At 71.1% G+C, this 19,242-nt stretch carries 19 protein-coding genes; 18 read left to right on the top strand and 1 reads right to left on the bottom strand.

The genetic code is table 11. The annotated features are described in order from the left end of the window. The first annotated feature begins 24 nt into the window (after window positions 1-24). The 6 genes from nsdA (at window position 25) to ftsH (ending at window position 9,692) form a co-directional block, all read left to right on the top strand. Window positions 25-1,509: a transcriptional repressor NsdA gene (gene nsdA / locus ACX25U_RS10270; RefSeq protein WP_454390804.1), complete on the top strand. Its 1,485-nt coding sequence runs from the start codon at window positions 25-27 to the stop codon at window positions 1,507-1,509. A 254-nt stretch (window positions 1,510-1,763) separates the two neighbouring features. Continuing rightward, a complete protein-coding gene (locus ACX25U_RS10265; protein WP_454390802.1) occupies window positions 1,764-3,122 on the top strand; it encodes an ammonium transporter in 1,359 nt (452 codons plus the stop codon). After that, window positions 3,119-3,457, top strand: coding sequence for a P-II family nitrogen regulator (locus tag ACX25U_RS10260; RefSeq protein ID WP_030990174.1), 339 nt, complete (start codon window positions 3,119-3,121; stop codon window positions 3,455-3,457). Before ACX25U_RS10265 ends, ACX25U_RS10260 begins: the two co-directional genes overlap by 4 nt. 25 nt (window positions 3,458-3,482) lie before the next feature. Next, window positions 3,483-5,942, top strand: a complete 2,460-nt coding sequence (locus tag ACX25U_RS10255; protein WP_454390800.1) for a [protein-PII] uridylyltransferase — start codon at window positions 3,483-3,485, stop codon at window positions 5,940-5,942. 159 nt (window positions 5,943-6,101) lie between these two features. Then, window positions 6,102-7,652: a signal recognition particle protein gene (gene ffh / locus ACX25U_RS10250; protein WP_454390798.1), complete on the top strand. Its 1,551-nt coding sequence runs from the start codon at window positions 6,102-6,104 to the stop codon at window positions 7,650-7,652. A 90-nt stretch (window positions 7,653-7,742) separates the two neighbouring features. Next, complete coding sequence (gene ftsH / locus ACX25U_RS10245; protein WP_454390796.1) at window positions 7,743-9,692, top strand: ATP-dependent zinc metalloprotease FtsH; 1,950 nt, start codon at window positions 7,743-7,745, stop codon at window positions 9,690-9,692. A 15-nt stretch (window positions 9,693-9,707) separates the two neighbouring features. Here the strand turns inward: ftsH and ACX25U_RS10240 are convergent, their stop codons facing one another. Continuing rightward, window positions 9,708-10,589, bottom strand: coding sequence for an SAM-dependent methyltransferase (locus ACX25U_RS10240; protein ID WP_454390794.1), 882 nt, complete (start codon window positions 10,587-10,589; stop codon window positions 9,708-9,710). A 543-nt stretch (window positions 10,590-11,132) separates the two neighbouring features. Between ACX25U_RS10240 and ACX25U_RS10235 the strand changes: the two genes are divergently transcribed. The 12 genes from ACX25U_RS10235 to ACX25U_RS10180 all read left to right on the top strand — a co-directional run bounded on the left by ACX25U_RS10235 (window position 11,133) and on the right by ACX25U_RS10180 (window position 19,221). Further along, a complete protein-coding gene (locus ACX25U_RS10235; protein WP_073950249.1) occupies window positions 11,133-11,729 on the top strand; it encodes a hypothetical protein in 597 nt (198 codons plus the stop codon). 367 nt (window positions 11,730-12,096) lie between these two features. Further along, window positions 12,097-12,516 (top strand): 30S ribosomal protein S16, encoded by a 420-nt coding sequence (gene rpsP, locus ACX25U_RS10230; protein WP_454390792.1) that lies wholly within the window; start codon window positions 12,097-12,099, stop codon window positions 12,514-12,516. A gap of 5 nt (window positions 12,517-12,521) precedes the next feature. Beyond that, the gene (locus tag ACX25U_RS10225) at window positions 12,522-12,761 is read left to right on the top strand and encodes an RNA-binding protein (protein ID WP_003973401.1); all 240 of its coding nucleotides are present in this window, start codon (window positions 12,522-12,524) and stop codon (window positions 12,759-12,761) included. Between the two features lie 82 nt (window positions 12,762-12,843). Further along, entirely contained in the window at window positions 12,844-13,389 is a 546-nt protein-coding gene (rimM, locus tag ACX25U_RS10220) for a ribosome maturation factor RimM (protein ID WP_454390790.1), read from the top strand. After that, window positions 13,386-14,219 (top strand): tRNA (guanosine(37)-N1)-methyltransferase TrmD, encoded by an 834-nt coding sequence (trmD, locus tag ACX25U_RS10215; RefSeq protein WP_454390788.1) that lies wholly within the window; start codon window positions 13,386-13,388, stop codon window positions 14,217-14,219. Before rimM ends, trmD begins: the two co-directional genes overlap by 4 nt. Window positions 14,220-14,353: 134 nt before the next feature. Further along, the gene (gene rplS / locus ACX25U_RS10210; protein WP_454390786.1) at window positions 14,354-14,704 is read left to right on the top strand and encodes a 50S ribosomal protein L19; all 351 of its coding nucleotides are present in this window, start codon (window positions 14,354-14,356) and stop codon (window positions 14,702-14,704) included. 45 nt (window positions 14,705-14,749) lie between these two features. Next, window positions 14,750-15,481, top strand: a complete 732-nt coding sequence (gene lepB / locus ACX25U_RS10205; RefSeq protein ID WP_454390784.1) for a signal peptidase I — start codon at window positions 14,750-14,752, stop codon at window positions 15,479-15,481. Further along, window positions 15,474-16,565, top strand: coding sequence for a signal peptidase I (lepB, locus tag ACX25U_RS10200; protein WP_454390782.1), 1,092 nt, complete (start codon window positions 15,474-15,476; stop codon window positions 16,563-16,565). The genes lepB (ACX25U_RS10205) and lepB (ACX25U_RS10200) overlap by 8 nt, the downstream gene beginning before the upstream one ends. Further along, the gene (gene lepB, locus ACX25U_RS10195; RefSeq protein ID WP_454390780.1) at window positions 16,453-17,463 is read left to right on the top strand and encodes a signal peptidase I; all 1,011 of its coding nucleotides are present in this window, start codon (window positions 16,453-16,455) and stop codon (window positions 17,461-17,463) included. The genes lepB (ACX25U_RS10200) and lepB (ACX25U_RS10195) overlap by 113 nt, the downstream gene beginning before the upstream one ends. A gap of 114 nt (window positions 17,464-17,577) precedes the next feature. Continuing rightward, complete coding sequence (lepB, locus tag ACX25U_RS10190) at window positions 17,578-18,354, top strand: signal peptidase I (RefSeq protein WP_454390778.1); 777 nt, start codon at window positions 17,578-17,580, stop codon at window positions 18,352-18,354. Then, entirely contained in the window at window positions 18,344-18,856 is a 513-nt protein-coding gene (locus ACX25U_RS10185; RefSeq protein WP_454390776.1) for an NUDIX hydrolase, read from the top strand. The genes lepB (ACX25U_RS10190) and ACX25U_RS10185 overlap by 11 nt, the downstream gene beginning before the upstream one ends. 56 nt (window positions 18,857-18,912) lie before the next feature. Further along, window positions 18,913-19,221 (top strand): DUF2469 domain-containing protein, encoded by a 309-nt coding sequence (locus ACX25U_RS10180; RefSeq protein ID WP_008745401.1) that lies wholly within the window; start codon window positions 18,913-18,915, stop codon window positions 19,219-19,221. The last annotated feature ends 21 nt before the right edge of the window (window positions 19,222-19,242 follow it).

Here is a 19,242-nt window from a genome sequence, read left to right as displayed (position 1 = left end):
GGTCTCAGGGATGGGGGCGTTCCAGTGAGCGGCAGCAACGGCAGAAGCGGGACAGGCGCGGCGAGCGCGGACAAGTGCCCGAACGAGCTGCTCTCCTCGTGGTTCGTGCGCAGCGGCTGGTCCAAGGGCGAGCTCGCCCGCCAGGTCAACCGCCGCGCCCGCCAGCTGGGCGCCAACCACATCTCCACCGACACCTCGCGCGTCAGGCGCTGGCTGGACGGCGAGAACCCGCGCGAGCCGATCCCCAGGATCCTCTCGGAGCTGTTCTCCGAGCGCTTCGGCTGTGTCGTCCCGGTGGAGGACCTCGGCCTGCGCACCGCCCGTCAGGCGCCCTCCGCGACCGGCGTCGACCTGCCCTGGACGGGCCCGCAGACGGTGGCCCTGCTCAGCGAGTTCTCGCGCAGCGACCTGATGCTGGCGCGGCGCGGCTTCCTCGGGAGCTCGCTGGTGCTGTCCGCGGGCCCCTCCCTCATCGAGCCGCTGCAGCGCTGGCTCGTGCCCTCGCCTCCGTCCCTGCGGGAGCCCGAGCCGCAGGCCGCCTCCCGCCGCCTCGGCCGGCTCTCCCGGCCCGAGCTGGAGCTGCTGGAGACCACCACCAGGATGTTCCGGCAGTGGGACGCCCAGTGCGGCGGCGGCCTGCGCCGCAAGGCCGTCGTCGGCCAGCTGCACGAGGTGACGGACCTCCTCCAGGAGCCCCAGCCCGAGGCCACCACCCGCAGGCTCTTCAAGGTCGCCGCGGAGCTCGCCCAGCTGGCCGGCTGGATGAGCTACGACGTGGGACTGCAGCCCACCGCGCAGAAGTACTTCGTCCTGGCCCTGCACGCCGCCAAGGAAGCCGGCGACAAGTCCCTCGGCTCGTACGTCCTGTCCAGCATGAGCCGCCAGATGATCCACCTCGGCCGTCCCGAGGACGCCCTGGAACTCATCCACCTCGCCCAGTACGGCAGCCGGGACTGCGCGAGCCCCCGCACCCAGTCCATGCTGTACGCGATGGAGGCCCGCGCCTACGCCAACATGGGCCAGCCCGGCAGGTGCAAGCGCGCGGTACGCATGGCCGAGGACACCTTCGCCGACGCCGAGGACTGGGACGAGCCCGACCCCGACTGGATCCGATTCTTCTCCGAGGCCGAGCTGTACGCCGAGAACTCCCACTCCTACCGCGACCTCGCCTACGTCGCCGGCCGCAGCCCCGCCTACGCCTCGCTGGCCGAGCCGCTGATGCAGAGGGCCGTGGAACTGTTCGCCGAGGACCACGAGCACCAGCGGTCGTACGCGCTCAACCTCGTCGGCATGGCCACGGTGCACCTGCTCCAGCGGGAGCCCGAGCAGAGCACGCAGTACGTCGCCCGGGCCTTGAAGGTGGCCAAGAAGGTCCGCTCCGAGCGTGTGAACACCCGCATCCGAAAGACCGTCGACAACGCCGTACGCGACTACGGAGACCACACAGAGGTCATCGGCCTCACCGAACAGCTCGCCGCCGAGCTGCCCGAGACCGCCGAGGCCGTCTGAGCCCCAGGACCTGGACGACCCCCACCCCTTGAACCCCGGCCGCGGCCGGCCCTCCCGAACTGCCCGACTCGGCTCCCCCATGCCAGGTCATCGGAAGGCCGCCGCGGCCGGTTTCGCATGCGGTTCACCGACGCGTAACACACCAGCCGCCTTCGTCACCCCGGCGAAACACCGCGGGGCGTCCGCCGAAACCGCGCTGCGCGAGTCTCGTGGCGCATAACAGGCCCGCCCCTCACACCGACGAGGAGACGCCGATGGCACCAGCCGCCGTCACGCTGGCGGCGGACGCGCCCAAGCTGTCGTCCGCCAACACCGGCTTCATGCTCATCTGTTCCGCCCTGGTGATGCTGATGACCCCGGGCCTGGCCTTCTTCTACGGAGGCATGGTCCGCGTCAAGAGCACACTCAACATGCTGATGATGAGCTTCATCAGCCTCGGGATCGTCACCATCCTCTGGGTGCTCTACGGCTTCTCGATGGCCTTCGGCGCCGACAGGGGCTCGCTCATCGGCTGGACCTCCGACTTCGTCGGCTTCAGCGGAATCGGCAAGACGGAGCTCTGGCCCGGATACACCATCCCGGTCCTCGTCTTCGCCGTCTTCCAGCTGATGTTCGCGGTCATCACACCCGCCCTGATCAGCGGAGCCCTGGCCGACCGGGTGAAGTTCACCGCCTGGACGCTGTTCCTGGTGCTGTGGGCCACGATCGTGTACTTCCCGGTCGCCCACTGGGTCTGGGGCGCCGGCGGCTGGGCCTACAGGCTGGGAGTGATCGACTTCGCCGGCGGCACCGCGGTCCACATCAACGCCGGCGCCGCGGCACTCGGCGTCATCCTCGTCATCGGCAAGCGCGTCGGCTTCAAGAAGGACCCGATGCGCCCGCACAGCCTCCCGCTGGTCATGCTCGGCGCGGGCCTGCTGTGGTTCGGCTGGTTCGGCTTCAACGCCGGCTCCTGGCTCGGCAACGACGACGGCGTCGGCCCGCTGATGTTCGTCAACACCCAGGTCGCCACCGGTGCGGCCATGCTCGCCTGGCTCGCCTACGAGAAGATCCGCCACGGCGCCTTCACCACCCTCGGCGCCGCCTCCGGCGCGGTCGCCGGCCTGGTCGCGATCACCCCGTCCGGCGGCGCGGTCTCCCCGCTCGGCGCGATCGCCGTCGGCGCCGTCGCCGGTGTCCTGTGCGCCATGGCGGTCGGCCTGAAGTACCGGTTCGGCTACGACGACTCCCTCGACGTGGTCGGCGTCCACATGGTCGGCGGTGTCACCGGCTCCCTGCTGGTCGGCCTCTTCGCCAGCGGCAAGGGCCAGTCCGCCGTCAAGGGCCTCTTCTACGGCGGCGGACCGGACCAGTTCTGGAAGCAGTGCGCCGGCGTGTTCGCGGTCCTCGCCTACTCCCTGCTCGCCTCCGCGGTCCTCGCCTTCCTCCTGGACCGGACCATCGGCATGCGGGTCCCCGAGGACGAGGAGATCTCCGGCATCGACCAGTCCCAGCACGCCGAGACCGCGTACGACTTCACCGGCGCGGGCGGCGGAGTCATCGCCGCCGTCACCCTCCCGGCCCTGGCCGCCACGCAGAGCGGCAAGCAGAGCAGCAAGAAGGTGGACGCATGAAACTCATCACCGCCGTCGTCAAGCCCCACCGCCTCGACGAGATCAAGGAGGCCCTGCAGGCGTTCGGCGTCCACGGCCTCACCGTCACCGAGGCGAGCGGCTATGGCCGGCAGCGCGGCCACACCGAGGTCTACCGCGGCGCCGAGTACACCGTCGACCTGGTGCCCAAGATCCGTATCGAGGTGCTGGCCGAGGACGACGACGCCGAACAGCTGATCGAGGTCATCGTCAAGGCGGCCCGCACGGGCAAGATCGGTGACGGCAAGGTCTGGTCCCTGCCGGTCGAGACGGCGGTCCGGGTCCGGACCGGCGAGCGCGGCCCGGACGCGCTCTGAACAGCACGAGGACGGGAGTCGCCGGGTGACCGGTACGGATGTGCGAAGCCAGGCGGAGAACCCGGGACCCGGCGGCTACGCGGCGGCCCGGCTGCGCCTCCTCACCGAGGGGACGCGGTCCGGGACGCCGCGCCGAGCGGCCCTCGCCACATTGACCGACGACTGGCTGGCCGGGCTGTTCACCGGGGCGGCCGAGAGCCGGCGGGGCGTCTCGCTCGTCGCCGTCGGCGGCTACGGGCGCGGCGAGCTGTCCCCCCGCAGCGACCTGGATCTGCTCCTCCTGCACGACAGCGGTGACAGCAAGGAGATCGCCGCCCTCGCCGACCGCCTCTGGTACCCCGTGTGGGACCTCGGCCTCGCCCTCGACCACTCGGTCCGTACACCCGACGAAGCCCGCAGGACGGCGGGGGAGGACCTCAAGGTCCAGCTCGGTCTGCTGGACGTCCGGCACCTCGCCGGCGACCGCGGCCTGACGGCCGCACTGCGCACCACGGTCCTCGCCGACTGGCGCAACCAGGCGCCGAAACGGCTCCCCGAGCTCCAGGACCTGTGCACCGAACGCGCGCAGCTCCACGGCGAGCTGCAGTACCTCCTCGAACCCGACCTGAAGGAGGCCCGCGGCGGCCTGCGGGACGCCACCGCGCTGCGTGCCGTCGCCGCCTCCTGGCTGGCCGACGCCCCGCGCGAGGGCCTCGCCGACGCCCGCCGCCGGCTGCTCGACGTACGCGACGCCCTGCACCTGACCACGGGCCGGGCCACCGACCGGCTCGCGCTGCAGGAACAGGACCAGGTCGCCGCCGAGCTGGGCCTCCTCGGCGCCGACACCCTTCTGCGCCAGGTGTACGAGGCGGCCCGTGTCATCTCGTACGCCGCTGACGTCACCTGGCGTGAAGTGCGGCGCGTGCTCAGGTCGCGCGCCGTGCGGCCGAGGCTGCGCGCCCTGCTGGGCGGCGGAAAGCCCCTCGCGGAGCGGTCCCCGCTCGCCGAAGGGGTGGTGGAGCAGGACGGCGAGGCGGTGCTCGCCCTCACCGCGCGTCCCGAACGCGACCCCGTGCTCCCGTTGCGCGCCGCGGCCGCCGCCGCGCAGGCCGGACTGCCGCTCTCCCCGCACGCCGTACGGCACCTCGCCGCCACCGCGCGCCCCCTGCCCACGCCCTGGCCCGCCGAGGCCCGCGAACAACTCGTCACCCTGCTCGGCTCCGGCCGCCCCACCGTCGAGGTCTGGGCAGCCCTGGAGGCGGAAGGCCTGGTCACCCGGCTCCTGCCCGACTGGGAACGGGTGCGCTGCCGACCGCAGCGCAACGCCGTCCACCTCTGGACGGTCGACCGCCACCTGATCGAGACGGCCGTACGCGCCTCCGCGCTCACCCGCCGTGTCGGCCGTCCCGACCTGCTCCTGGTCGCCGCTCTGCTGCACGACATCGGCAAGGGATGGCCCGGCGACCACCGCGCGGCCGGCGAGATCATCGCCAGGGACGTGGCCGCGCGCATCGGCTTCGACCGCGCCGACGCGGCCGTGCTCGCCGGCCTCGTGCGCCACCACCTGCTGCTCGTCGAGACCGCCACCCGGCGCGACCTGGACGACCCGGCCACCGTCCGCTCGGTCGCCGAGGCGGTCGGCACCCAGAGCACGCTGGAGCTGCTGCACGCCCTGACCGAGGCGGACGCCCTGGCCACCGGCCCGGCCGCCTGGTCGTCCTGGCGCGGCTCCCTGGTCGCCGAACTGGTCCGGCGGGTCTCGGCCGTCCTCACCGGGGACGTCCCCGGTGAGCCCGAGCCCGCCGCGCCCACCGCCGAGCAGGAGCGGCTGGCCGTCGAGGCCCTCCGCACGGGCGGTCCGGTGCTGACACTGCGCGCGCGGCCCGAGCCGCTCGCCGAGGAGCACCCGGGGGAGCCACCGGGGGAGCCCGAGCCGCTCGGCGTCGAGCTGCTGATCGCCGTCCCCGACCAGCCGGGCGTCCTGCCCGCGGTCGCCGGGGTGCTGGCCACCCACCGGCTCACCGTCCGCACGGCCGAGCTGCGGGCCCTGGACCTGCCGGACGGTGTCGACGACGGCTCCGTACTGCTGCTGGACTGGCGGGTCGCCGCCGAGTACGGCTCCCTGCCCCAGGCCGCCCTCCTGCGCGCCGACCTCGCCCGGGCACTGGACGGCTCCCTGGACATCGCGGCCCGTCTCGCCGAACGGGACGCGGCCTACCCGCGCCGCCGGGGCGTCGTGGCACCTCCGCCCCGGGTCACGGTCGCCCCGGCCGCGTCCCGGCACGCCACGGTGATCGAGGTCCGGGCGCAGGACGCACCGGGGCTGCTGTTCCGGATCGGGCGGGCGCTGGAGGACGCGAAGGTACGGGTGCGCAGTGCGCACGCTTCGACGTTGGGGTCGAACGCCGTGGACGCCTTCTACGTCACCGGCCCGGCGGGCGCCCCGCTGCCGGACGAGGAGGCGGCGTCCTTGGCGCGGCGGCTGGAGGAGACGTTGAGGGCGTGACCTCATGGTCGGGTCATGTGTTCATCAGGTGTGCTCCCCGTCGATGCGGGGGTGTGTCCCTGCTCGCTGTATTCAGCGGGCGGGGACGATTTGCTTGCCGAGCCGGATACCCTGGAAGGCGCTCAGACTGCGACCCCGACCCCGAGGACCGACGCCGCCGTGTTCGATACTCTCTCCGACCGCCTCAGCGCGACCTTCAAAAACCTCCGCGGAAAAGGCAGGCTGAGCGAAGCGGACATCGACGCCACGGCGCGCGAGATCCGCATCGCACTGCTCGAAGCCGACGTCGCCCTGCCTGTCGTACGTTCGTTCATCAAGAACGTCAAGGAGAGGGCGCTGGGCGCCGAGGTCTCCAAGGCGCTGAATCCGGCCCAGCAGGTCCTGAAGATCGTCAACGACGAGCTCGTCACGATCCTCGGTGGCGAGACCCGCCGCCTCCGCTTCGCCAAGCAGCCCCCCACCGTGATCATGCTCGCCGGTCTGCAGGGTGCAGGTAAGACCACCCTCGCGGGCAAGCTCGGCAAGTGGCTCAAGGAGCAGGGCCACTCCCCGGTGCTGGTCGCCGCCGACCTCCAGCGTCCGAACGCGGTCAACCAGCTCAGCGTCGTCGCCGAGCGCGCCGGCATCGCCGTCTACGCGCCCGAGCCGGGCAACGGCGTGGGCGACCCGGTCAAGGTCGCCAAGGACTCCATCGACTTCGCGAGGACCAAGGTCCACGACATCGTGATCGTGGACACCGCCGGCCGCCTCGGCATCGACGCCGAGATGATGCAGCAGGCCGCGGACATCAGGGACGCGGTCAGCCCCGACGAGATCCTGTTCGTCGTCGACGCGATGATCGGTCAGGACGCAGTCAACACCGCCGAGGCGTTCCGCGACGGCGTCGGCTTCGACGGCGTGGTGCTCTCCAAGCTCGACGGTGACGCCCGTGGTGGTGCGGCCCTGTCGATCCGCCAGGTCACCGGCAAGCCGATCATGTTCGCGTCGAACGGCGAGAAGCTCGACGACTTCGACGCCTTCCACCCGGACCGGATGGCCTCCCGCATCCTCGACATGGGTGACCTGCTCACGCTGATCGAGCAGGCGGAGAAGACGTTCAGCCAGGAAGAGGCCGAGAAGATGGCCTCCAAGCTGGCGTCCAAGAAGGGCCAGGACTTCACCCTGGACGACTTCCTGGCCCAGATGGAGCAGGTCAGGAAGATGGGCAGCATCAGCAAGCTGCTCGGCATGCTGCCCGGCATGGGTCAGATCAAGGACCAGATCAACAACATCGACGAGCGCGACGTGGACCGCACGGCCGCCATCATCAAGTCGATGACGCCGGGCGAACGCCAGGACCCGACGATCATCAACGGCTCCCGCCGGGCCCGTATCGCCAAGGGTTCCGGTGTCGAGGTCAGCGCGGTGAAGAGCCTCGTCGAGCGGTTCTTCGAGGCCCGCAAGATGATGTCCCGCATGGCCCAGGGCGGCGGCATGCCCGGCATGCCGGGGATCCCGGGCATGGGTGGCGGCCCCGGCCGGACGAAGAAGCAGCCGAAGAAGGCCAAGGGCAAGCAGCGCTCCGGCAACCCGATGAAGCGCAAGCAGCAGGAGCAGGAGGAGGCGGCCCGTCGCGCCGCCGCGGCCCAGGGCGGTGGCGCCTTCGGGCTGCCGCAGCAGGGCGGCCAGGACTTCGAGCTCCCGGACGAGTTCAAGAAGTTCATGGGCTGAGGCGGGGTCTGTACGACGCTGAGGGCGCCCTTCCTCGAAAGGGCGCCCTCAGCGCGTGCCGAGGTCCACCATGTGCCGTAACGTCCAGATATGAGCAATGCCGCGCCACCACGGAAGGTCCCTGACCAGCCGTGGCGCACCGAGGGCGCCCCGGACCAGACGTCCGGGCGGCCCGGCGGCAGCAGGATGCGCGGCAGATGGTGGGGCCTGCTCGTCACGGCGGTGATCGTCTTTCTGCTGGCCTACGGCGGGCTGAGTTACTACAACGCGGGCAACGAGCCGACGATCTCGTACACCGAGTTCAGCAGGCAGGTCGACGCCGGCAACGTCAGCAAGATCTACTCCAAGGGCGATGCGATCCAGGGCGAGCTGAAGAGCGCCCGGGACAACCCCGAGGGCGGCGGCAGGTACACCAAGTTCAAGACGCAGCGTCCCGCCTTCGCGGGCGACAGGCTCTGGCAGAGCCTGAGCAACCACCATGTCACGGTGACCGCGCGGCCGGTGGTGCAGGAGCGAGGCCTGCTGTCCAACCTGCTGCTCTCGCTGGCGCCGATCGCGATCCTGGTGGCGCTGTGGGTCTTCTTCGCGCGGCGGATCGGCTCGGGGCTGGGCGGGCCCGGTGGTCTGCTCGGCCGCAAGACGCCGCCCAGGCCGGTCGAGCTGCAGCCGGGCACCCAGCGCACCACCTTCGCGGACGTGGCCGGCATCGACGAGGTCAAGGGCGAGCTGGACGACGTCGTCGACTTCCTGGAGCACCCCGACGCCTACCGCCACATGGGCGCGAAGATGCCCCGGGGTGTGCTGCTCACGGGTTCGCCGGGCACCGGCAAGACCCTGCTCGCGCGGGCGGTCGCCGGGGAGGCGGGCGTGCCGTTCTTCTCGGCGTCGGCGTCCGAGTTCATCGAGATGATCGTGGGCGTCGGTGCGTCACGCGTGCGTGAGCTGTTCGCGGAGGCCCGCAAGGTGGCCCCGTCGATCATCTTCATCGACGAGATCGACACCATCGGCCGGGCCCGGGGCGGCGGCGCGTCGGTGGGCGGTCACGACGAGCGCGAGCAGACGCTGAACCAGATCCTGACCGAGATGGACGGCTTCTCCGGCTCCGAGGGCGTGATCGTGCTGGCCGCGACCAACCGCGCCGACGTCCTGGACCCCGCCCTGACCCGCCCCGGGCGCTTCGACCGGGTGGTCAGTGTGTCGCCGCCGGACCGGGGCGGCCGCGAGGCGATCCTGCGGATCCACACCCGCCGGATTCCGCTCGCCCCGGACGTGGACCTCGCCCGGGTGGCCCGTACGACCCCGGGCATGACGGGGGCCGAGCTGGCCAACCTCGCCAACGAGGCCGCGCTGCTCGCCGTCAAGCGGCGGCAGCGGCAGGTGACGCAGACCGACTTCTCGGAGGCGCTGGAGAAGGTCCAGCTGGGGGCGGAGCGCGCCCTGGTGATGCCCGAGGAGGAGCGTCGGCGCACGGCGTACCACGAGAGCGGGCACGCCCTGCTCGGCATGCTGCAGCCCGGCGCCGACCCCGTACGCAAGATCACCATCGTCCCGCGCGGGAGGGCGCTCGGCGTGACGCTGTCGACGCCGGATTCCGACAAGTACGCGTACACGGAGGAGTATCTGCGCGGCCGCATCATCGGCGCGCTGGGCGGCATGGCGGCGGAACACGTCGTCTACGGGGTCGTCACGACCGGCTCGGAGCACGATCTGGAGCAGGTCACCAACATCGCGCGCGGGATGGTGGCCCGGTGGGGCATGAGTGAGCACCTGGGCCGTCTGTCCGCCCTGCCGAGTGACTCCCAGCAGGCGTACGGGCTGGCGGCCGCCCCGCAGACGCTGGACGCCATCGACACCGAGATGCGGCGCATCGTCGACGAGTGCTACGAGGAGGCGTGCCGCAAGCTGCGTGACCACCGGGGGCAGTTGGACGCGCTGGCGCGGGCCCTGCTGGAGAACGAGACGCTGGAGGAGGCCGATGCCTACCGGGTCGCCGGGATTCCCCGTCTGAGGAAGGACGCGGAGACCAACGGTGGCGTCTGAGGATGCTCCGGGGACTCAGGGCGTCCGTGCGATCAGGTAGCGGAAGACGTTCGGCATCCACACCGTGCCGTCGGGTCGCTGGTGGGCGTGCAGGGCCTCCGTCAGCTCCTTGTCGACCTGGTTCGGGTCGGTCGCGGCGATCGCCGCGTCGAACAGTCCCGTGGAGAGCAGTCCGCGCACCGCGCTGTCGAGGTCGGCGTAGCCGAAGGGGCAGGCGACCCGGCCGGAGCCGTCCGGCCGCAGGCCGGCGCGGTGGGCCACCTCCTCGAGGTCGTCGCGCAGGGCGGGACGCCAACTGCCCGGGCTGCGCAGCGGATCGGCCAGCTTGGTGGCCACCCGCAGGACGGACGACGTGGAGCAGCGCTCCGGCGGTCCCCAGCCGGCCAGCACCACGGGCGCCCCGTGCGTGGCGAGCGGAGTAGCCGCGGTGAGCAGGTCGCCCAGTCCTTCGGAGTCACCGGCGAGACAGCCGATCGGTTCGAAGACGGTCACGAGGGTGTAGGGGGTGAGGGTGTCGGCGGCGTCCTGCGGTGATCCGTCGACGATCCGGGCAGTCGGAGCGTGCGGGGTGGCTGGGGAGGCAGTGCACGCGCGTGTGTCCCACGGTTCCGGCAGCAGCCGCTGCCGGGCGAGGGCGAGCCGTTCCGGGCAGGAGGAGTCGACACCGGTGACCGTCGCGCCTCTGGACGCCGCCAGGAGCAGGGCCAGCCCGGAGCCGCAGCCGAGCGCCAGCAACCGCGTGCCGGAGCCCACTTCCAGTCGCTCGTAGACGGCCTCGTAGAGCGGGACCAGCATCCGCTCCTGGATCTCGGACCAGTCACGCGCGCGTGCACGTGGATCCACACGGGGCACTGTCCCCGCGTGACGTACGTGCTGCCGCACGAGCGTAGGTGTCATGGATAAGCGCCCCAATCCGCCGAGAGTTGCCGCTGTGTCCGGTTCCGTGGCCCCCGTGCAGTGCGCTCGCACTTCCCCCGTATGCCAGGTAACTGCGAGCCTTCCATCGCGTCCAGAGGTCGCGTGGCCCTGCTTGCGCGCTGGAGGCGTCCGGGGCGAGATTTCACATTCCGGCAACCTGAGCCCCGGGCCGACGTGTCCGGAAGTCGACTGGCCCTTCGGGCCGGCGCCGGGCGTCGGCGGCGCACGGGGTAACGTCGCGAGGGCCGTGGGCGCTGACCGAAGGTGAGGCCTTCGGGGCCGGGAAGCGACCGAAACGCCTCTTGCGCGTGGCGCAATCCCGCAGCACCGGCGCGCGCAACGGACGTACGCGCCGGTGCGTACTCCCTTTGCGCACCACCTTGGTATGAGCTGCGAGGCTTCTCCGCAGATCAGCGCACCCGCCCTCGTCAGGACGCATCAGCGGCAACTGACGGGTACGTGCAAATTATTTGGGATGCCCCGGAATAGGAACACAGCGGCACTCCGGCTCGTTGTCATTACGTGAGCACGACACCACCTGTTCTCGCCGCAGAGCTGGCGCAGGCGTGGGCCGACATTCAGCGGTACCACCCCGAGCTGCCGGACCTTGCCGCGCCTGAGTCCCTGATCGGAGAGTCGTCGTCCGCGTGCGGACACGAACTCTCCTTCGAGCGACTGCTTCACGAGGCAGTCCACGGCATCGCCGCCGCACGCGGGGTACGCGACACCTCCCGCGCCGGCCGCTACCACAACCGCAGGTTCCTCGCGATCGCCGAGGAGCTGGGCCTGGACCATCCCGAGGAGCCGCATCCGAGCAGCGGCTTCTCACTGGTCACGCTCAGCCCCGAGGCGAAGCGGCGGTACCGCCCGACGATCGAGCGTCTCCAGCGTGCGCTGAAGGCCCACACGGCCGCCACGTCCGCCGACACCAGCCGCACCTTCCGCGGCCCGGCCGCCCGCCACGGCTCCTCCGGCGGCGGCGTCCGGGTCAAGGCGGTGTGCGACTGCGGCCGCAACGTCCGGGTCGTCCCCTCGGTCCTGGCCCAGGCCCCGATCATGTGCGGCGGCTGCGGCCAACCGTTCAGGATCCCGGAACCCGTGGGCGCGGCGGCGAACTGAGGATGCGGCTGCTCGTGGCAGCCGCATCGCAACCCGCGGGCAGTCGTGCCTCCCCCAGTGCTGAACGCCTGGGAGACCCCAGGGCGGCCCGGGGGGAGCGGTCGGCACCCCCGTACCGCCGGGCCGCGCGACCCACGCGACGGCACCCGAAACGCCGGGTGCCGATCAAGCCTGCCCAAGTACAGCTCACCCCACCCTCCGCGGAAAGGGCCCCACAGGGTATGGCACAATGGCTAGCTGTACTCGACAGCCGCACAGGACCCCTCTCTCCTCCGGCTGACGCGTCCATCGGGCACCTCGGGTACCGCAACCCCACGCGGCGTCTCCGCCGTGCCCAACCACGTCAATTCCAGGAGAACCCACTCCCGTGGCAGTCAAGATCAAGCTGAAGCGTCTGGGCAAGATCCGTTCGCCTCACTACCGCATCGTCGTCGCCGACTCCCGCACCCGCCGTGACGGCCGGGCGATCGAGGAGATCGGCCTGTACCACCCGGTGCAGAACCCCTCGCGTATCGAGGTCAACGCCGAGCGCGTGGCGTACTGGCTCTCCGTCGGCGCCCAGCCGACCGAGCCCGTGCTCGCCATCCTGAAGAAGACCGGCGACTGGCAGAAGTTCAAGGGCGAGCCCGCCCCTGCTCCGCTGCTGCAGCCGGAGGAGAAGGCCGCGCGTCCGTCGTTCGAGGCCCTCGGTGGGGACGACGAGGCCAAGGGTGAGGCGATCACCCGGAAGAAGAAGGCTGAGAAGAAGGACGAGGCCGCCGCCGAGTCCGAGTCGACCGAGGCCTGAGCAGCATGCTCGAAGAGGCGCTTGAGCACCTCGTGAAGGGCATCGTCGACAACCCTGACGATGTGCAGGTCGCCTCGCGCAACCTGCGCCGCGGACGCGTGCTCGAGGTCCGGGTCCACCCCGACGACCTCGGCAAGGTGATCGGCCGCAACGGCCGTACCGCACGCGCCCTGCGCACCGTCGTGGGCGCCATCGGCGGTCGAGGGGTCCGTGTCGACCTCGTCGACGTGGACCACGTCCGCTGACGCTTATCGCAACCGGCTCGGGCCGGGGAGGGCCACTGGGCCGTCCCCGGCCCGCAGTCGTTACGACAGGAGATCTTCACAAGTGCAGCTGGTAGTCGCACGGATCGGCCGCGCCCACGGCATCAAGGGCGAGGTCACCGTGGAGGTACGTACCGACGAGCCGGAACTCAGACTCGCCCCCGGCGCCGTACTGGCCACCGACCCGGCAACGGCCGGACCGCTGACCATCGAGACGGGCCGCGTGCACAGCGGCCGCCTGCTCCTGCGCTTCGAGGGCGTGAGCGACCGCAACGCCGCCGAGGCCCTCCGCAACACCCTCCTGATCGCGGAGGTCGACCCGGAGGAGCTTCCCGAGGGCGAGGACGAGTACTACGACCACCAGCTGATCGACCTCGACGTCGTCACCGAGGACGGCGTGGAGGTCGGCCGGATCACCGAGATCTCCCACCTGCCCTCCCAGGACCTGTTCATCGTCGAGCGCCCGGACGGCAGCGAGGTGATGATCCCCTTCGTCGAGGAGATCGTCACCGAGATCGACCTGGAGGAGCAGCGGGCAGTCATCGCCCCGCCGCCGGGCCTGATCGACGACCGCGCAGAGGTGGCCTCGTCCAGGGACGACAGCGCATGAGGCTCGACGTCGTCACGATCTTCCCCGAGTACCTGGAACCGCTGAACGTCTCCCTCGTCGGCAAGGCACGCGCGCGTGGACAGCTGAACGTGCACGTGCACGATCTGCGCGCGTGGACGTACGACCGGCACCACACGGTCGACGACACGCCCTACGGCGGCGGCCCCGGCATGGTGATGAAGACCGAGCCCTGGGGCGACGCCCTCGACTCCGTTCTCGCCGACGGCTACGAGACCGGCTCCCACGCGCCCGCGCTCATCGTCCCCACGCCCAGCGGCCGTCCGTTCACCCAGGAGTTCGCCGTCGAGCTCTCCGAGCGCCCCTGGCTGATCTTCATGCCCGCCCGCTACGAGGGCATCGACCGCCGGGTCATGGACGAGTACGCCACCCGGATGCCGGTCCACGAGGTGTCCATCGGCGACTACGTCCTCGCCGGCGGGGAGGCGGCCGTCCTGGTCGTCACCGAGGCCGTGGCGCGGTTGCTGCCCGGCGTGCTGGGCAACGCCGAGTCCCACCGCGACGACTCCTTCGCGCCCGGCACCATGGCCAACCTCCTGGAGGGCCCCGTCTACACCAAGCCGCCCCTCTGGCGCGGCCGCGGCATTCCCGAGGTGCTGCTCAGCGGCCACCACGGGAAGATCGCCCGCTGGCGCCGCGACGAGGCCCTCAGGCGTACGACGGCCGGCCGGCCCGACCTCATCGAGTGCTGCGATCCCAAGGTCTTCGACAAGAAGGACCGCGAGATGCTGTCCATCCTGGGCTGGGCGCCGGACCCCGACGGCGAGCCGTACGGCAGATTTTGGCGTAGGACCGAGGGCGTGGAAGAATAGGCCGCTGCTGTGCGCCGTCCGGCGTGCGCCCCTGCCACAGGGGGACACGACGTCCGTCCCGACCCGCACAGCGTCGATCCCGACCATCTAGTTCCCGTTGATGACCTGTGGCATCAGCGAAGAAAGCAGACGAAATGTCTCACCTGCTCGACACCGTCGACGCCGCGTCGCTCCGCGAGGACATCCCGGCCTTCCGCCCGGGTGACACCGTCAACGTCCACGTCCGCGTCATCGAGGGCAACCGCTCCCGTGTGCAGCAGTTCAAGGGCGTGGTGATCCGCCGCCAGGGCTCCGGCGTGCGCGAGACCTTCACCGTCCGCAAGGTCTCCTTCTCCGTCGGCGTCGAGCGCACCTTCCCGGTGCACACCCCGATCGTCGAGAAGATCGAGCTGGTCACCAGGGGCGACGTGCGCCGCGCCAAGCTGTACTACCTGCGTGAGCTGCGCGGCAAGGCCGCGAAGATCAAGGAGAAGCGCGAGAGCTGAGTGCCTCGCGGGGTTCAGAGCGGGGCCGGATACCATTCGGCCCCGATGGACACCGAAGCACAGCCGACGGAGCGCGACCGCTCCTCCCGCCCCTCCGATGCCGAAGCCGAGCAGGCTCCGGACACGCGGGGGCCGGAGGACCGGTCGCGTTCGGCGTTGGTGGCGCGGATCACCGAGTGGCTCCCCGGTGGGCGGATCGCCCTGACCGCGCTGATCTGCCTGGTCTTTTTGCTGCTTCTCAACACGTTTGTGGTGCAACCGTTCCAGATTCCGAGCGGCTCCATGGAGCAGGGATTGAGGATCGGGGACCGCGTTGCCGTAAACAAGTTGGCGTACCGTTTCGGTGCCGCGCCGCGGCGCGGCGATGTCGTCGTGTTCGACGGAACCGGGTACTTCGGGGACGCCGACTACATCAAACGCGTTGTGGGTGTAGGGGGAGACCGCGTGGTCTGCTGCGACAAGGACGGGAGGATCCGGGTGAACGGCCGGTCGGTCGACGAGTCGACGTTCCTCTACCCCGGCGACCGCCCCTCCGCAGTGCCGTTCGACGTCGTCGTGCCCGACGGCACCCTGTTCGTCCTCGGCGACCACCGCGGCGCCTCCAGCGACTCCCGCGACCACCTGGGCTCGCCGGGCGGCGGCATGATCCCGGTCGGCGGCGTGGTCGGCCGGGCCGACTGGATCGTCTGGCCCTTCGGCCGCTGGGCCCGCCTGCACCGCCCCGACGCCTACGCGCGCGTGCCCGCCGCCGACCCCGCGGACGGCGCCCATGGGTAACCGCGGCAGACCGCGCGGCGTCTCCGCCAGCGCCGCCGACAACCTCCTGCCCACCGGGGCGCGGCGCGCCGCCAGTCCGGCCGGCGGCCGTACGCGCGCGGAGCGGCGCAAGCTGCAGCGCAAGGTCAAGCGCAGGCGCAGGCGCTCCGCGGTCCGGGAGATACCGCTCCTCGTCGGCGTCGCCGTGCTCATAGCCCTGGTGCTGAAGACCTTCCTCGTGCAGGCCTTCGTGATCCCGTCGGGCTCCATGGAGCAGACCATCCAGATCGGCGACCGGGTCCTGGTCGACAAGTTCACCCCGTGGTTCGGATCCAAGCCGCAGCGCGGGGACGTCGTCGTCTTCCACGACCCGGGCGGCTGGCTGGCCGGCGAGCAGACCGTCAAGAAGGACGACCCCGTCGTCGTCAAACAGGTCAAGCAGGGCCTCACCTTCATCGGCCTGCTGCCCTCCGACGACGAGAAGGACCTCATCAAGCGGGTCGTCGGCGTCGGCGGGGACCACGTCAAGTGCTGCGACGCGCAGGGCAGGGTGACCGTCAACGGCGTTCCCCTGAACGAGGGAGACTACCTCTATCCGGGCAACGCCCCCTCCAACACCCCGTTCGACATCACCGTCCCCCAGGGCCGGCTGTGGGTGATGGGCGACCACCGGGCCAACTCCGCCGACTCGCGCGCCCACCAGGACACCGCGTACGGCGGCACGGTCCCGGAGGACTCCGTGGTGGGGCGTGCCATGGTGATCGGCTGGCCCATCGGCCACTGGTCCATGCTGGAAGAACCAAAAACGTTCTCAACGGTGTCCGACTCGACGGCTGGGTCGACCGCCGCTCCCCGGGTGTCGCATAGGGTTGCCCAAGACGGTCCGAACGGATCGGTTCAGCTCCCGAGCCCTGCGGAACTCCCGCTCGTTATGGGAGTGGTGGGCCTGCGCCGGGCACGGCGTGGGCGGCGGCACGGAGTAAGGAGTTGGCGTGGGGGATGTGGCGGTTGGCGCACGGTCCGGACACGACGGCGAGGAGCACCGCGGACACCCCGTGGAAGCAGCGAACCGGGCTGCGGACAGCGCCGTGACCTCCGGGAGTGAGAGCGAAACAGCCGAGGACGGCACAGTGACGGAGCACAGGCGCGGCGGCAACCGGGGGAGCGGCGGCAGCAGCCCGCAGGGGGCGAAGCCGCGCTCCTTCTGGAAGGAGCTGCCCATCCTGATCGGTATCGCGCTGGTGCTGGCGCTGCTGATCAAGACCTTCCTCGTACAGGCGTTCTCGATCCCTTCGGACTCGATGCAGAACACCCTGCAGCGGGGCGACCGTGTCCTGGTCGACAAGCTGACCCCGTGGTTCGGCTCCCAGCCCGAGCGCGGTGAGGTCGTCGTCTTCCACGACCCGGACGACTGGTTGTCCGGCGAGCCGACGCCCAGGCCCAACGCGCTGCAGACGGTGCTCAGCTGGATCGGCCTGATGCCGTCCGCGGAGGAGAAGGACCTCATCAAGCGTGTCATCGGCGTGGGCGGCGACACCGTCGAGTGCAGGAACACCGGCCCGCTGCTGGTCAACGGCCACGCGCTGAACGAGCCGTACGTCTATCCGGGCAACACGCCGTGCTCCGTCGACTCCGAGGGCGGCCAGTTCAGGGTGAAGGTGCCCGAGGGATTCATCTGGGTCATGGGCGACCACCGGCAGAACTCGCGGGACTCGCGCTACAACCAGCGCGACAAGAACCACGGCATGGTCCCGGCCGAGGAGGTGGTCGGCCGTGCCGTCGTCAAGGCCTGGCCGATCAACCGCTGGGGCACCCTGCCCGTTCCGGACACCTTCGATCAGCCGGGCATCGGGTCGCAGCCCTCGGCGGCGGGCGCCCTGACGGTGGCCCCCCACGGCATGGCCCTGACCGCGGTCGTGCCGGTGGCGCTGTGGCGGCGCAGGCGGGCCGCGAAGGTCCAGGCCGCTACGGGGACCGCGACGACGGCCACGGGGAGCCGCTGAGCCACCGGGGCGCCGTCCTCGGCGGGTCCGTCGTGAAACCCTCGTGAAGACCCCGGCGGTGGCCGGGAAAGAGGGGCTGCCCCCTCTCGGTACCGCCGGGTAGGGTGCGGGTCCATGGGTGGCGAGAGCACGACGCGTACGGTCCCGCGCGGCGGCGGCGCAGGCAGGGGTCCGGCGGGCGGCAAGGCCGGACAGCGGCTGTCCGGCCTTGCCGTGGCGCTGGGCCTGGTGCTGTTCCTCGGTGGATTCGCGTGGGCAGCGGTGGTCTACCGGCCGTACACGGTGCCCACCAGTTCGATGGCCCCGACCATCGGCATGGGCGCCCGGGTGCTGGCCCAGCGCGTGGACGGCGGCGAGGTGCGCCGCGGTGACGTCGTCGTCTTCCGTGACAGGACGTGGGTGCAGAACGCGCCCGTGGTCAAGCGTGTGGTCGCCGTCGGCGGCGACACGGTCTCCTGCTGCAAGCAGGGCAAGCTGACCGTCAACGGCAAGCAGATCGACGAGCCGTACCTGAAGGGCGGCGTCGCCGAGACCGGCGGCTTCCCGGAGGTGGAGGTGCCGCAGGGCCGGCTGTTCCTGCTCGGCGACGAGCGCCATGGCTCCCTGGACTCCACCGCCCACCTGACGGACGCGGCCGAGGGCACCGTCTCGCGCGACGCCGTGAGCGCCCGGGTCGACGCCGTGGTGTGGCCGATGAACGGCATGCTGGAGCGCCCCACCGGCTTCGGGACGCTCGGCGCCCTGTCCCAGCCGGGCCCGCTGCGCACGATGGTCCTGATGATCGTCGTCGGTGCCGTCCTCGTCCTCGCCGGTGCCGCATACGGTCCGATCGCCAAGCTGCTGGGCGGCTCGCGCGCCCGCGCCCGGACGGAGCCCGCCGGTGCCCGCTGAGGCGGCGGACGCGCTCGAGGGCGGACCGCGCAAGGTGGCGCGGGTGGTCCTGCTCGACCCCGAGGACCGCATCCTGCTGCTGCACGGCCACGAGCCGGACGACCCGGCCGACGACTGGTGGTTCACGCCCGGCGGCGGTCTGGAGGGCGCCGAGACGCACGAAGAGGCGGCCCTGAGGGAACTCGCGGAGGAGACCGGCATCACCGAGGTCGAGCTCGGCCCGGTGCTGTGGCGCCGCAGGTGCTCGTTCCCGTTCGCGGGCCGACGCTGGGACCAGGACGAGTGGTACTACCTGGCCCGTACGGACCGGACGGCGACCGCAGCCACGGCCCTGACCGAGCTGGAGCGGCGCAGTGTCGCCGGAGCGCGCTGGTGGACGTGTCAGGAACTGATCCGGGCACATGAGACGGTGTATCCGACCAGACTCGCCGAGCTGCTGCGCGCACTGCTCGACGAAGGCCCCCCGGCCGGGCCCGTGGTGCTGGACACGGAGATTGTCTAGCGGCGGACGGGACTGGCGCACAATGGTGGGACCGCACGGCTGAAGGGGAACATGCCATGAGCGCCGAGGACCTCGAAAAGTACGAGACCGAGATGGAGCTCAAGCTCTACCGGGAGTACCGCGATGTCGTCGGTCTGTTCAAATACGTGATCGAGACCGAGCGGCGCTTCTACCTCACCAATGACTACGAGATGCAGGTCCACTCGGTCCAGGGTGAGGTGTTCTTCGAGGTGTCGATGGCCGACGCCTGGGTGTGGGACATGTACCGGCCGGCCCGGTTCGTGAAGCAGGTACGCGTCCTGACGTTCAAGGACGTGAACATTGAGGAGTTGAACAAGACCGACCTGGAGCTGCCCGGCGGGTGAGAACGGCCGGTTGTCGTCGCT

Source organism: Streptomyces sp. JNUCC 63 (genome assembly GCF_054366325.1).
This window is presented reverse-complemented; position numbering and strand designations above follow the sequence as displayed.